Source organism: Nitratireductor arenosus (assembly GCF_009742725.1).
In the GTDB taxonomy this organism is placed as follows: domain Bacteria; phylum Pseudomonadota; class Alphaproteobacteria; order Rhizobiales; family Rhizobiaceae; genus Mangrovimarina; species Mangrovimarina arenosa.
The window spans coordinates 325,523-338,437 of the sequence record NZ_WPHG01000001.1 but is presented as its reverse complement, the minus strand read 5'-3'; the positions used below and the strand labels follow the sequence as shown (position 1 = coordinate 338,437).

The 12,915-nt window shown below is 67.1% G+C and carries 12 protein-coding genes; 1 reads left to right on the top strand and 11 read right to left on the bottom strand.

Annotation, left to right across the window (positions count from 1 at the left end; genetic code table 11):
• Positions 1–16: 16 nt before the first annotated feature.
• The 8 genes from GN330_RS01575 to bcoG form a co-directional block, all read right to left on the bottom strand.
• Entirely contained in the window at positions 17–532 is a 516-nt protein-coding gene (locus tag GN330_RS01575) for a GNAT family N-acetyltransferase (RefSeq protein WP_156710815.1), read from the bottom strand.
• Between the two features lie 53 nt (positions 533–585).
• Positions 586–1,527: an alpha/beta hydrolase gene (locus tag GN330_RS01570; protein ID WP_156710813.1), complete on the bottom strand. Its 942-nt coding sequence runs from the start codon at positions 1,525–1,527 to the stop codon at positions 586–588.
• Positions 1,528–1,538: 11 nt separating this feature from the next.
• Positions 1,539–2,321, bottom strand: a complete 783-nt coding sequence (locus GN330_RS01565; protein ID WP_156710812.1) for a carnitinyl-CoA dehydratase — start codon at positions 2,319–2,321, stop codon at positions 1,539–1,541.
• Positions 2,322–2,336: 15 nt separating this feature from the next.
• Positions 2,337–4,445 (bottom strand): acetate--CoA ligase family protein, encoded by a 2,109-nt coding sequence (locus GN330_RS01560; RefSeq protein ID WP_156710811.1) that lies wholly within the window; start codon positions 4,443–4,445, stop codon positions 2,337–2,339.
• Complete coding sequence (locus tag GN330_RS01555; RefSeq protein WP_156710809.1) at positions 4,442–5,179, bottom strand: DUF2161 domain-containing phosphodiesterase; 738 nt, start codon at positions 5,177–5,179, stop codon at positions 4,442–4,444. The genes GN330_RS01560 and GN330_RS01555 overlap by 4 nt, the downstream gene beginning before the upstream one ends.
• A gap of 9 nt (positions 5,180–5,188) precedes the next feature.
• Positions 5,189–6,352: an acyl-CoA dehydrogenase family protein gene (locus GN330_RS01550; protein ID WP_156710808.1), complete on the bottom strand. Its 1,164-nt coding sequence runs from the start codon at positions 6,350–6,352 to the stop codon at positions 5,189–5,191.
• A gap of 39 nt (positions 6,353–6,391) precedes the next feature.
• Positions 6,392–7,429 carry a 3-hydroxyacyl-CoA dehydrogenase NAD-binding domain-containing protein gene (locus GN330_RS01545; protein ID WP_156710807.1) on the bottom strand — a complete coding sequence of 346 codons (1,038 nt, stop codon included), beginning with the start codon at positions 7,427–7,429 and terminating at the stop codon, positions 6,392–6,394.
• 62 nt (positions 7,430–7,491) lie between these two features.
• Positions 7,492–8,409 carry a 3-dehydrocarnitine:acetyl-CoA trimethylamine transferase BcoG gene (bcoG, locus tag GN330_RS01540; RefSeq protein WP_156710806.1) on the bottom strand — a complete coding sequence of 306 codons (918 nt, stop codon included), beginning with the start codon at positions 8,407–8,409 and terminating at the stop codon, positions 7,492–7,494.
• An 82-nt stretch (positions 8,410–8,491) separates the two neighbouring features.
• Between bcoG and GN330_RS01535 the strand changes: the two genes are divergently transcribed.
• Complete coding sequence (locus GN330_RS01535) at positions 8,492–9,475, top strand: GlxA family transcriptional regulator (RefSeq protein ID WP_156710805.1); 984 nt, start codon at positions 8,492–8,494, stop codon at positions 9,473–9,475.
• Between the two features lie 3 nt (positions 9,476–9,478).
• On the opposite strand, the gene GN330_RS01530 is transcribed toward GN330_RS01535, so the two are convergent.
• From GN330_RS01530 to GN330_RS01520, 3 genes are all read right to left on the bottom strand, one after another.
• Positions 9,479–10,324 (bottom strand): alkaline phosphatase family protein, encoded by an 846-nt coding sequence (locus GN330_RS01530; protein ID WP_156710804.1) that lies wholly within the window; start codon positions 10,322–10,324, stop codon positions 9,479–9,481.
• Between the two features lie 97 nt (positions 10,325–10,421).
• A complete protein-coding gene (locus GN330_RS01525; RefSeq protein ID WP_156710803.1) occupies positions 10,422–12,086 on the bottom strand; it encodes an ABC transporter ATP-binding protein in 1,665 nt (554 codons plus the stop codon).
• Positions 12,086–12,910: an ABC transporter permease gene (locus GN330_RS01520; RefSeq protein ID WP_156710802.1), complete on the bottom strand. Its 825-nt coding sequence runs from the start codon at positions 12,908–12,910 to the stop codon at positions 12,086–12,088. Before GN330_RS01520 ends, GN330_RS01525 begins: the two co-directional genes overlap by 1 nt.
• Positions 12,911–12,915 lie beyond the last annotated feature (5 nt).

Below are 12,915 nucleotides of genomic sequence, written 5' to 3'. Positions count from 1 at the left end.
CCGCGCGGCTTGAGCCTCAGGTCGAAGCGGGCGGAGGCGCCCCGATCGGGCGGGCGAAATAACGCACCGACTTCGCGCCGCCCGGCAGGGCGGCGGCGCCGATCGCCTCAAATCCCATCGCTGCATGAAAAGCGTCGGAAGCCGGGTTGGGCGGTTGTTCGTTCACCTCGCAGGTGACCAGCGGATAGCCGCCGGTCGCGGCCCTGTCGAACACATGGCGATAGAGCCGCCGGGCGTGGCCCTTGCCGCGCGCGGCCGGATCGACGGCCACCCGGTCGACATAGACGAAGTGCGAGTAGCGCGCCTTGAACCACTGGAAATTGGGACTGTCATAATCGGCATCCTGGTCGAAGGCGATCAGGAAAGCCTCGACCTGACCGATCCGCCGCGCGCAAAACGCGTCGCCGATCATCCGGGCGAGACGTTCCGGCTCGAGAAAGGACAACTCGACCGCATGGCGGTTGTTGAGGTCGAGGACGGCCGGCTCGACATCGGCGCCGAGCGGCAGGATGGGCAGGGATTCGCTGTTCATGAAGACCGGTTTAGAACGCGCCGGCCTTTTGATGAAGCCCTAGATGTGGTGCCTCAATAGGGCCATTCGCCCCTGCCGAGCGCCTTGAGGGCATAGACGATGCGCGAGAAACTCCGCCGCGCCCGGTCGACGGTGTGGCGGCCGCGCAGATAGCCGTGCACCAGACCCTTTTCCTCGCGGCAATAAGCCTTGCCGCCGGCCTCGACAATGCGGTCGCGGTAATCGGGTCCGTCGGAGGCGAGTGGGTCGCATTCGGCCGTCACGATCACGGTCGGCGGCAGGCCGGAAAAGTCGGTGTCGCGCAGCGGCGCGAAGCCGGCATCGCGCGAGACGTCCAACCCGCCCGTGCGCATCTGCTGGTAAAACGCCATGTCGCGCGTCGACAGCATCGGCGCGTTTGCATGGGTGATGTAGGAGCCCCTGGTGTGGTCGCCGCCGAAGCCGGGATAGATCAGCACCTGGCCGGCCGGCGCGCGCGGATGCTGGCGGTATCGCCCGGCGGCGGCGGCGGCGATGTTGCCGCCGGCTGAATCGCCGGCGAGCAGGATCGGGCATCGATAAGTCCGCGCGGCCCATTCGAGGGCGGAATAACCGTCCTCGTGCGAAGCCGGGTAGAGGTGCTCGGGCGAAAGCCGATAGTCGACCGAGACGACGTCGTAGCCGGTGCGTTGGCTCAATTCGGCGCAAACGTCGTCATGACTTTCCAGTCCGCCGAGGATGAAACCTCCGCCGTGGAAATAAAGCACCATCGCCGCGGGGTCCGGCGCGGCGGCGCGATAGAGGCGGATCGGGATCGCATGGGTCGGCGTCTCGATGGCAGTCGTCTGCGCGCTGACGCCGTCGGGGTAGCCCGCATGGAACTCACGGCACATGCGGTCGTAGATCGCACGCTGCTGGTCGACGGTGTAGTCGACCGTATCGGGTGGGTAGAAGGAATTGGTCCGCTCGATAAAGACCCACGTCTCCGCGTCGATGATTTCGGCGTAATCGGTCATGGCCCCCTCCTCTACCGTCCCTTCCACACTGGGTCGCGCTTTTCGGCGAAGGCGCGGAACCCTTCCATGTTGTCGTCGGAGGCGTAAAGCGTGTCGACGGTGCGGAACTTGCGCTTGGTGACGCGGTTCATAGCGTCCTGGAAATTCATCGCCTCGGCCGCGCGCGCCACCTCCTTGATGGCGGCGAAGACCAGCGGCGGGCCGGAGGCAAGCAGGCGCGCCACCTCCCAGACCCGCTCCTCCAGCCGGTCGGCCGCCAGCACCTCGTTGACCAGCCCCCAGCGATGCGCTTCCTCGACATCCATCCAGCGGCCGGTCAAAAGCATGTCCATCGCCACGTGATAGGGGATGCGCTTCGGCAGCTTGATGGTGGCGGCGTCGGCCAGCGTGCCGGCACGGATCTCGGGCAGTGCGAAGGAGGAACGGTCCGAGGCGTAGATCAGGTCGCAGGACAGCGCTAGTTCGAAACCGCCGCCGACCGCCATGCCGTTGACGCAGGCGAGCACCGGTTTGTTCATGTCGAGCAGTTCCTGCAGGCCGCCGAACCCGCCGACGCCGTAATCGCCGTCGACCGCGTCGCCGCTCGCGGCCGCCTTGAGATCCCAGCCGGCGGAGAAGAATTTGTCGCCCGCCGTCTTCACGATCGCCACGCGCAGCGCGTCGTCGTCGCGGAACGCCTTGAAGGTTTCGCCCATCAGCCGCGAGGTGGCCAGGTCGATGGCGTTGGCCTTGGGGCGGTCGAGCGTGATTTCCAGGATCGCGCCTTCGCTTCTGGTCTTGACGATATCGGACATGGTTTTCTCCGGCTTTCAGCCTTCCCTTTCAGGGGAGGGCAGGGTGAACACGATCAGCGCGTCGGCGATCCAGGCCCCCTGGCCCTCGGCGCACACGATCAGCGGGTTTATGTCGAGTTCATCAAGTGTGGCGGCGTGGGTCCCGGCGAAGTCCGCGACGCCGGCGATGATGTCGATGGCTGCCTTGAGATCGGCCCTGGGCCGGCCGCGATAGCCGTCGAGCAGCGGAAAAAGCTCCAGCCCGCGCAGCGCCGTCTCGATCTCGGCGCCTGTCGGCGGCAGCAGAAGCGTTTCGGTGTCGCGCAGGAGCTCGACCAGCACGCCGCCGGAGCCGACCGTCATCACCGGGCCGAACAGCGGGTCGCGGGTGACGCCGACGATCAGTTCGGCGATGCCGCCGTCGACCATGCGCTCGACATAGAGCCGGTCGGAAAGGGCCAGCAGCGCGGTCGCGGCGTCGTGTACGGCCGCACCGTCCGTCAACCCGAGGCGCACCGCGCCGCGCTCGGATTTATGGGCGATGCCGAGCGCCTTGAGCGCCACGGGAAAGCCGATCCCGGTGGCGGCGAAGGAGGCTTCCTCAGCGCTCGCCACCACGCGGCCGGCCGGTATCGCCAGGCCCGCTTCGGCGAGAAGCGATTTCGCCGCTGCCTCGTCGGCCATGCCGCCGAACGGTCCCGGTGGGCAGAGGCGCGCAGGGGCCGCCTGGGCGACCGGTGGCGGAAGCGGGCGCTTCCAGGCCTCGCCAATCGCCGCCGCGGCTTCGGCCGCGTCCAGCGCCTCAGCTATGCCGCACAGTGGCGCGATGCCACGCGCCAAAAGGCTCGCGCAATAATCCTCAGGCAGGTTTTCCGGCAGCGAGGCGACGATCGCGCCGCTGGCCGCGTTGGCCGCGAGGGCCGTGGCGAAGGCGTCGACCGTCGGTCCCCAGTCCTCGTCCGCGCAGCGGTCGCGGCGCGGAAAGTCGAGCACCAGCATGTTGAGATCGAACCCGCCGGCGATCATGGCCGAAAACGTCGCCGTCATCGCCTCGCGGTCGTTCCAGATGAAGGTGTGGTAGTCGAGCGGGTTGGCGACCGCGACCAACGGGCCGAGCGTCTGCTTGACGCGCTTGCGATGCGGTTCGGCAAGCGGCGGGAAGCCGACCGGCCGGCCTTCGGCGGCGTCGGCCATTATCGAGGCTTCGCCGCCCGAGCAGCTCATCGACGACAGGCGCGGGCCGGAAAGAGGCCCCACCGCATGCAAGAGCTTGAGTGTTTCGAGAAAGGCCGGGATCGAATGGACGCGGGCAATGCCGATCCGCGCAAAAAATGCTTCGGCGGCCGCGTCGGAGCCGGCGAGCGAGGCCGTGTGCGAGACGGTCGCCGCGCGGGCGGCGGCCGAGCGGCCGACCTTCATCGCCACGATCGGTTTGCCGAGCTCGCGCGCCCGCGCCGCCAGACGCTCGAAGCCGGCCACCGAATCGAAGCCTTCGACATGCAATCCCAGGCAGGAGACACGCTCGTCCTCGATCAAGCCGAGGCCGATTTCCGACAGGCCGGTCTGGGCCTGGTTGCCGGCGGTCATGACATAGGCGAGCGGCAGGCCGCGTTGCTGCATCGTCATGTTGATGGCGATGTTGGAGGACTGGGTGACGATCGCAGCGCCGCGGCCGCCCTCGGCGAGCCGGGCGCCGCCATGCTGGTCGGGCCACAACAGGGCGCCGTCGGCATAGTTGATCAGGCCGTAGCAGTTCGGCCCGACGATCGGCATCGCACCGGCGGCGGCGATGAGCGCCTCTTGCAGGCGCGCGCCGTCGGCGTCCTCGGTGCCGGCTTCCAGAAAGCCCGACGCGAAGCAGACCGCGCCACCGGCCCCCCGCGCGGCAAGTGCGCCGACCATGTCGACGGTCAGGTGGCGGTTCACGCCGACAAAGGCGGCGTCGGGCGCGCCCGGCAGGTCGGCGACGGAGGCAAAGGCCGGAACGCCTTCCACCGCCTTCTTGACCGGATGCACGGGCCAGATGTCGCCGGCAAAGCCCATCTTGAGCGACTGGCGCACGACGTTGGAGCCGAAGAAGCCGCCGCCGATGACGGCGATCGAGCGCGGGCGCAGCAGGCGCGAGAAATCGCGGCGTGCGCTCATGAACCGGACGCTCCCGTGCTCTGCCCGGCCGTCTCGGGCGGCGGCGCGGCGATCCTGCCGATCTCGTCGGCATAGTCGGCGAGCGCGGCGCGGCCCTTCGGGCTCAGGTCGTAAATGCCGGTGCGGACGCGGTCGAACCAGCCATAATGGTCGTCCGCCATCAGCCGCCGCGCCTGCTCGACACTGGCAAGCCTGGCGACCTCGGAGGCCTTTGTCGGCCCGTTTTCGGCAAGCACGCGCAGGCAGCGCAGCGCGTCCTGGCGGTAGGCCGTCACCAGATTGCGGCGGATCGTGCCGCCGGTATTGGGGTCGCCGACGCGGCGGTGATATTCGCGCAACAGCCGCGCGCGCCGCGGCGCCGATTGCCGGGGCCGGTAGGGTTCGGGATCGCAGTGGACCTCGACGAATTCGTCCTTCAGTCGCACGGTGATCAGTCCGAGCCCGAGGCGCCGGCACAGTTTCGTGTTGGCGGTGAGCGCGCGCAGAAAGGCGCGGCCGGGTCCGCGCGCAATGGCGACATAGACGGCGTCGGTGATCGCCTGGCGGTCGATCGCCTGATGAAACAGGGACAGCGAAAACCCGGCCTTGAGCTCCACGATCACCGGGGGCTCGTCGCCGCGCACCGCAACCACGTCGGCGGCGCCGATCTCGCCCTTGACGGCGTAACCCTGGGCCTCCAGGAGCCGTTTGACCGGCGCATAGAGGTCGGCCTCGCGAATCCTCGTGCCGGCCATTGTGTCGTCCTATCCTCCCACGGCCCGCAGCAGCGCGCGCGAAATAATGTGGCGTTGAATCTCGCTGGTGCCCTCCCAGATACGCTCGACGCGGGCGTCGCGCCAGATGCGCTCGAGCGGCAGGTCGTCCATCAGTCCCATGCCGCCATGGATCTGGATCGCCTCGTCGGCGACGAAGGCGAGCATTTCGGTCGCCTTGAGCTTGGCCATCGCCATGTCCTGGTCGGTAACCGTGCCGGCGTCGTATTTCCAGCCGGCTTCCATGACCATCAGCTCAGCCGCTTTCAGTTCGGTCGCCATGTCGGCAAGCTTGAAGGACACACCCTGGAACTTGCCGATCTGCTGGCCGAACTGCTCGCGCTGGGCGGCGTAGTCGATGGCGTGGACGAGCGCCCGGTCGGCCCGGCCGAGGCAGGTCGCGCCGACCTGGAGCCGGGTCGCGCCGAGCCAGGAATTGGCGACCTCGAAACCGCGATGCACCTCGCCCAGCACCTGGTCCCTCGGCAGGCGGCAATCGTCGAATTCCAGCACGGCGTTGGTATAGCCGCGATGCGAGACGTTGCGGTAGCCGTCGCGCACGATGAAGCCCGGCGTGCCCTTGTCGACGAAAAAGGCGGTGATCTTCTTACGCTTGCCGCGCGGGGTCTCCTCCTCGCCGGTCGCCATGAAGACGATGGCGAAGCCGGCGATGTCGGCATGGGAAATGAAGTGCTTGGTGCCGTTCAAGACCCAGTCGCCGCCCTTCTCCACCGCGCTCGCCTTCATGCCGCGCAGGTCGGAGCCGGCGCCGGGTTCGGTCATGGCCAGGCAATCCCAGGTTTCGCCGCGGATGCAGGGATAGAGATATTTTTCCTTCTGCGCGTCGGTGCCGGCGAGCAGGATGTTGGAGGGCCTGGCCACGCAGGTCCAGTGCAGGGCGTAATTGGCTCGGCCGAGTTCCTTTTCATAAAGCAGCCATGTCGGCGTATCGAGCCCGGCGCCGCCGACCTCCGCCGGCATGTTGGCCGCGTAGAGCCCAGCGGCGATCGCCTTTTTCTGCACCTCGCGGATTAGCTCCATCGGCAGGTGGCCGCTGCGCTCCACCGCCTGCTCGTGCGGGTAAAGCTCGTTCTCGACGAAGGCGCGTGTCGTCTCCACGATCAGCGTCTGTTCCTCGCTCAGGCCGAAATGCATGCCTTTACCTCCCGTCCGGCGTGGTGGGATCGCGCCTTTTCATGTCTCGCTCCCGTTGCCGTCACGCGCAGCCTTGTCCGACCCTGCGGCTCCGGCGAGGCGTTCCAGATAGTCCTTGTGCAGCGCGCCCGCGCCCCAGCCCTTGCCCCGGTTCTGGCGCGACAGCGCCTCCATCACCGCGACCAGATTGTCGTCGCGGATCCGTTCGAGGTCGCGGATCGACCATTGCCCCGACTGGGCGTCGGACTGGTCGGCGATCAGATCGACCAGCTCGTCGTTGAACTCCGGCACGTCCATCAATCTGGTCCAGGGCCACGAGAGGCAGGGCCCGAACTGGGCCATGAAATGGCGCATGCCGGCCTCGCCGCCGGCGATCCGATAGGTCTCGAACACGCCCATCTGGGCGTAGCGCAGGCCGAAGCCGTACCGCACGATGTCGTCCAGTTCCTCGGTGGTGCAGATGCCGTCCTTGATCAGCCACAGCGATTCGCGCCAGATCGCTTCCAGGAGCCGGTCGGCGACGAAGGCCTCGATTTCCTTGCGCACGACGACCGGCTTCATGCCGATCGAGGCATAGAGCGCGCGAGCGCGCTCGACATGCTCGGGAGCGGTCTTTTCACCGCCGACGATTTCCACCAGCGGCAGCAGGTAGACGGGGTTGAAGGGATGGGCGACGACGAGGCGCTCGGGACGCCGCATCGCCGTCTGCATATCGCTCGGCTTGATGCCGGAGGTGGAGGAGCCGACGATGGCGTCGGCTTCGGCATGAGCGTCGATCTCGGCCAGTACCGCGTGTTTAAGCTCCAGCCGTTCGGGCACGCTTTCCTGGATCAGCGTCGCGCCGTCGACGGCGTCGGCGATGCTTGCCGCGTAGCGGATCCCGCCTTCATTCGGCAGGTCTTGTCCGGCCATGCGCTCATAGGCCCGGCGCGCGCCGGCAAGCACTGCGCCGACCTTGCGCTCGGCCTGCGGGTCGGGATCGAAAACGGCGACGTCGATGCCGTTGAGGACCAGCCGGGCCACCCAGCCGGCGCCGATGACGCCCCCGCCGATACATGCGGCTCTTGTGATGGTCATGAAAACCTCTCCGGTTCACGAAGGCTGCGCGCGCCCTTGCCCCCAGCTTCTCAAGTCCGGGACTAGGCTGCCAGCGGCGGGCGTTTTTCCAGGCCGAGTTTCTGTCGCACCTCTTCGGGTCCGAGAATGCGCGCGCCCATCGCCTCGACGATCGACACGGCGCGCTCGACCAGTTGCGCGTTCGTCGCCAAGACGCCTTTTTCGAGCCAGAGATTGTCCTCGAGCCCGACGCGTACATGGCCGCCGGCGAGCACCGAGGCGGCGACATAGGCCATCTGATTGCGGCCGAGCGCAAAGGCGGAAAAGGTCCAGTCCCGCGGCACGTTGTTGACCATCGCCATGAACGTGTTGAGATCGTCGGGCGCGCCCCACGGCACCCCCATGCACAATTGCACCAGCGCGTCGGGCTTCAAAATACCCTCTTCGACAAGCTGTTTGGCGAACCACAGATGGCCGGTGTCGAACGCCTCGATCTCCGGCTTGACGCCGATCTCGGTCATCAGGCCGCCCATGGCGCGCAGCATGCCGGGCGTATTGGTCATGACGTAATCGGCCTCGGCAAAATTCATCGTGCCGCAGTCGAGGGTGCAGATTTCCGGCAGACATTGGCGCACATGCTCGACGCGCTCGGCCGCGCCGGCCATGTCGGTGCCGTTTTCCTTGAGCGGCAGCGGCTTGTCGGTCGGGCCGAACACCATGTCGCCGCCCATGCCGGCGGTCAGGTTGAGGACCACGTCCACTTCGGCGTCGCGGATGCGTTCGGTCACTTCGCGGTAGAGCGCGACGTCGCGGCGCGGCGCGCCGGTTTTGGGGTCGCGTACATGGCAATGCACGATCGCGGCGCCGGCCTTGGCCGCTGCGATCGCCGATGCGGCGATCGCCTTGGGCGAACGCGGCACGTGCGGGCTGCGGTCCTGCGTGCCGCCCGAGCCGGTGACGGCACAGGTGACGAAGACCTCGCGGTTCATCGTAAGGGGCATGGCGATCCTCCGGTTCGCGTCCGATCCGGGCGGGAGCATCGCCCGCCTTGCAGAGAGATGCTTCACGATTTACGAATTGTTATTGATGAAAAACGAAGCCGCTTCGATCTTCCAGCCAGAACGGGCGCCGCTCGCGCTCACCTTTCTGGTTTTTTCCGGCGCCTCGATCATGTGCGTGGCCTCGGCGATCGATCCGCTGCGGGCGGCAAACCGCATCGCCGGCGAGACGCTGTTCGACTGGACCATCGTGTCGGCCGACGGAGACGCGCCGGTCACCACCTGCGGCCTGCCGGTTGCCGTGGCCGGCCGCTTCGACCCCGCGCGCCGCAGCGACGCCCTGATCGTGGTCGGCGGCTTTGGCACCAGGCTTGCCGCCACGTCGGGACTGATCGCCGGGGTGCGGCGCGCCGCCCGGCAGGCACGCGCGGTGGGCGGCATCGAGGCGGGATCGTGGCTGCTCGGCGCGGCCGGCCTGTTGGAGGGACGGGCGGCGACCACCCATTGGGAGGACCTTGAGGATTTTTCCGCGCGTTTTCCCGGTTGCGAGGTGCGTCCCGACCGGTATGTGATCGACGGGCCGGTGTTTACGGCCGGAGGCGCCTCGCCGACCTTCGACCTGATGCTGCATCTGGTGCGCTCGAGGCTCGGCATGGCAGTCGCGCTCGATGTGGCGAGCGTGTTCATCTACGACCAGGCGCGGGCGGCGACGGACGCCCAGCCGCTGGTCTCGCTCGGCCGGCTCGACGGTTACGATGCGCGCGTGGCCCAGGCGATCCGCCTGATGGAAAGCCATGTCGACCGGCCGTTGCCGGTCTCGGCGCTGGCGCGGCGTTGTGGGGTCAGCGCGCGCCGGCTGGAAACGCTGTTCGCCGACGCGGTCGGCGAAACGCCCGGCGCCTATTATCTGCGGCTGCGCTTGGCGGCGGCGCGGCGGCTGGTGCTCGACACGGCCGAGCCGATGGCCGACATTGCCGCGCGGAGCGGGTTTTCCTCTGCCTCCGCCTTCAGCCGGGCCTTTGCCGCGGCGTTCGGTCGCCCGCCCTCGGCGATGCGCGGCGGGCGCTGACTATCAGCCGGCGCGCAGGAACGGCCGGGCGCTCATCGTTTCGGGGACCGGCACGCCGAGCCGCGTCAGGATGGTCGGTGCGAGCTGGAGCTGGTCGAGCAGCATGTCGTCGTCGGGCCCGGCGGCCGGTCCGAAATAATAAAGCGCGAAATCCTGCTGCAGATCCTCGCGCCCGCCATGGTGGCCGCGGTCGGTCTGGCCGTGGTCGGCAGTGACGATCACCTCGTAGCCGGCGTCCAGCCAGCGCGGCAGGAAGGCGGCCAGCATGCCGTCCATGACCGCGCAGGCATGATCCATGGGCGTGTTGTCGTGACCGAAACGATGGCCCATCGAATCCAGCGTGCAGGTGTGCAGGATGCCGTAATCGATGCCGTGGCGGGCGGCGAGCATCGACAGCGTCGCGAACAAATCGGCGTCCGACGGCGTCATCTGGTTGTCGTGGCCGTAGCCGGTCATGGTGTGGAAACGGCCGTGGCTGATCGGCCCGCCCGGTTCGTCATATTCGATGTCGCCGACGAAATCGAAGGGATGACGGTTGAAGAACTCCGACCAGTAGGAATGGGTGACAGCCCCGGTCTTGCCGCCGGCCTTGGTCACCTCGGAAAAAATGTCGGGCTGGGCGACGCGGAAGCGCACCTCGTTGGACAGGATGCCATGCACCTGCGGCGGCACGCCGGTGTGGATCGAGGCGTAGCAACAGGCCGACATCGACGGCAGCACGGCACGCATCTTCCACACCCGCGCCTCGCCGGACTGCACCCATCCTTCGAGATTGCCGAACAGGCGCCGCCAATTGCGCCACGGCACGCCGTCGAGAATGATCAGCAGAAGCTTTGATGAAACAGGCATGGTAGCGCTTTCGTCATTGTGTTGGCCGGGCCGGTCGGCAGAGCGCGCCGGAACGCACTCCGGCCGTCGCCGCCACGTTTCCGCCCGGTCGGTGGGGTCAGTTTCCCGCGCTTTGCATCTTGCGGCCGGCGATCGCCTTTTCCAGCCAGCCGACCTCCATCTCGGGCACCGAGGACAGAAGCAGGTCGGTATAGTCGTCGAAGGGCGGGGCGAGCACCTGCGATTTCGGGCCGTAGCGCACCACCTCGCCGCGATACATCACCGCGATCGAATCGGCGATCGACTTCACCGTCGCCAGATCGTGGGTGATGAACAGGTAGGCGACGTGCTCGATCTCCTGCAGGTTCAACAGCAGTTTGAGGATGCCGTTGGCGACCAGCGGGTCGAGCGCGCTGGTCACCTCGTCGCAGATGATGAGTTTTGGCTTGGCCGCCAGAGCCCGCGCAATGCATACGCGCTGCTTCTGGCCGCCGGAAAGCTCGGCCGGATAGCGGTCGAGAAAGCCGGTCCCCATCTCGATTTCCTCGAGAAGTTCGCCCACGCGCTTATCGCGTTCGGCGCCGCGCATGCCGAAATAGAATTCGAGCGGCCGGCCGATGATCGTGCCGACGGTCTGGCGCGGGTTCATCGCCACGTCGGCCATCTGGTAGATCATCTGCAATTCGCGCAGATCGTCGCGGGTGCGGCTGGCAAGCCTCGCCGGCAGCTCGCGGTCGTCGAAAGTGATTGAGCCTTGCCGCGGTGGCAGCAGGCCGGTGATGGCGCGCGCCAGTGTCGACTTGCCGGATCCCGATTCGCCGACCACGGCCAGCGTCTGGCCCGGCCTGATCTCGACCGAGACGTTCTTCAACACGTCCACCATGCCGCCGCCATAGGCGGCGGTGACGTTTTCGACCTTCAAAAGCGGTTCGCCGACCGCTTCCTTCTCCTGATGCGCGATCTGGTGCACGGAGACGAGCTGGTTGGTGTATTCGCGCCGCGGCTCGGTGATGATCTGCTGCGTGTCGCCCCATTCGACCAGCTTGCCGTTTCGCAGCACCATGATCTCGTCGGAGACCTGGGCGACGACGGCGAGGTCGTGGGTGATGTAGAGTGCGGCGACTCCGGTGTCCTGGATGGCGTCCTTGATGGCGGCCAGCACGTCGATCTGGGTGGTGACGTCGAGCGCGGTCGTCGGCTCGTCGAAGACGATCAGGTCCGGCTCCGGGCAGAGCGCCATCGCCGTCATCACACGCTGGAGTTGGCCTCCCGAAACCTGGTGGGGATAGCGCTCGCCGATCGTCTCGGGATTGGGCAGGCTGAGCTTACGGAACAGGTTGACCGCGCGCTTCTCAGCCTCGGCGCGCGATGCCGTGCCGTGCAGCAACGCGGCCTCTACCACCTGATCCATCAGCTTGTGGGCCGGATTGAACGCTGCCGCCGCCGACTGGGCGACATAACATACTTCGCGTCCGCGCAGCCTGCGCAGCCCCCGGAGACCGCCTTTCAGGATGTCGCGCCCGTTGATGATAACCTCGCCGCCAGTGATCCTGACACCGCCGCGGCCATAACCCATGGCCGACAGGCCGATGGTCGACTTGCCGGCGCCCGATTCGCCAATCAGGCCGAGCACCTTGCCCTTTTCGAGCTTCAGCGACACGTCGTCGACGATGGTGATGTCGCGCGGGGCCTCGCCGGGCGGATAGACCGTCGCTTCGATGCGCAGATTGCGGATCTGAAGCAGGGCCCCGTCTGTGGTCGGTTTCGCCTGCGTCCGGGCCATCAGCCACGTCCTCCCTTGAGGCTCGTCGTCCGGTTCAGCACCCAGTCGGCGACCAGGTTGACGGAGATCGCCAGCACAGCGATCGCGGCCGCCGGAATCAGCGCCGCGGGGATGCCGAACACGATGCCTTCCTTGTTCTCCTTGACCATGCCGCCCCAGTCAGCCTCGGGCGGCTGGACGCCAAGGCCGAGGAACGACAGCGCCGACAGGAAGAGCACGGCATAGATGAAGCGCAGACCGAGTTCGGAGACCAGCGGCGAAAGCGCGTTGGGAAGGATCTCGCGGAAGATGATCCAGCCCATGCGTTCGCCGCGCAGTTTCGCGGCCTCGACGAAGTCCATCACGTTGATGTCGACGGCGACGGCGCGCGACAGCCGGTAGACCCGCGTGGAGTCCAGGATACCCATGACCAGGACGAGCGTGAGGATGGTCGAGGGCAGGACCGACAGGACGACGAGGCCGAAGATCAGTGTCGGGATCGACATCAAAAGATCGACGAAACGTGACATGATGGTGTCGAACCAGCCGCCGACGACGGCGGCCGTGAAACCGAGCACCGAACCGGTGATGAAGGAGACCGCCGTCGCCATCACCGCGATGAAGATGGTCGTGCGGGCGCCGAAGATCATGCGCGACAGCAGATCGCGGCCGAGATTGTCGGTTCCCAGCAGATGGGTGGACGACATCGGTTCCCATACGTCGCCGACGATTTGCGACAACGGGTACGGCGCGATCAGTGGTGCGAAGACCGCGACGAACACGAACAGCAGCGTGAAGACCAGCCCGAGGGCGGCGGCGAAGGGAATGCGTGTCAGGTTGAACATGACGC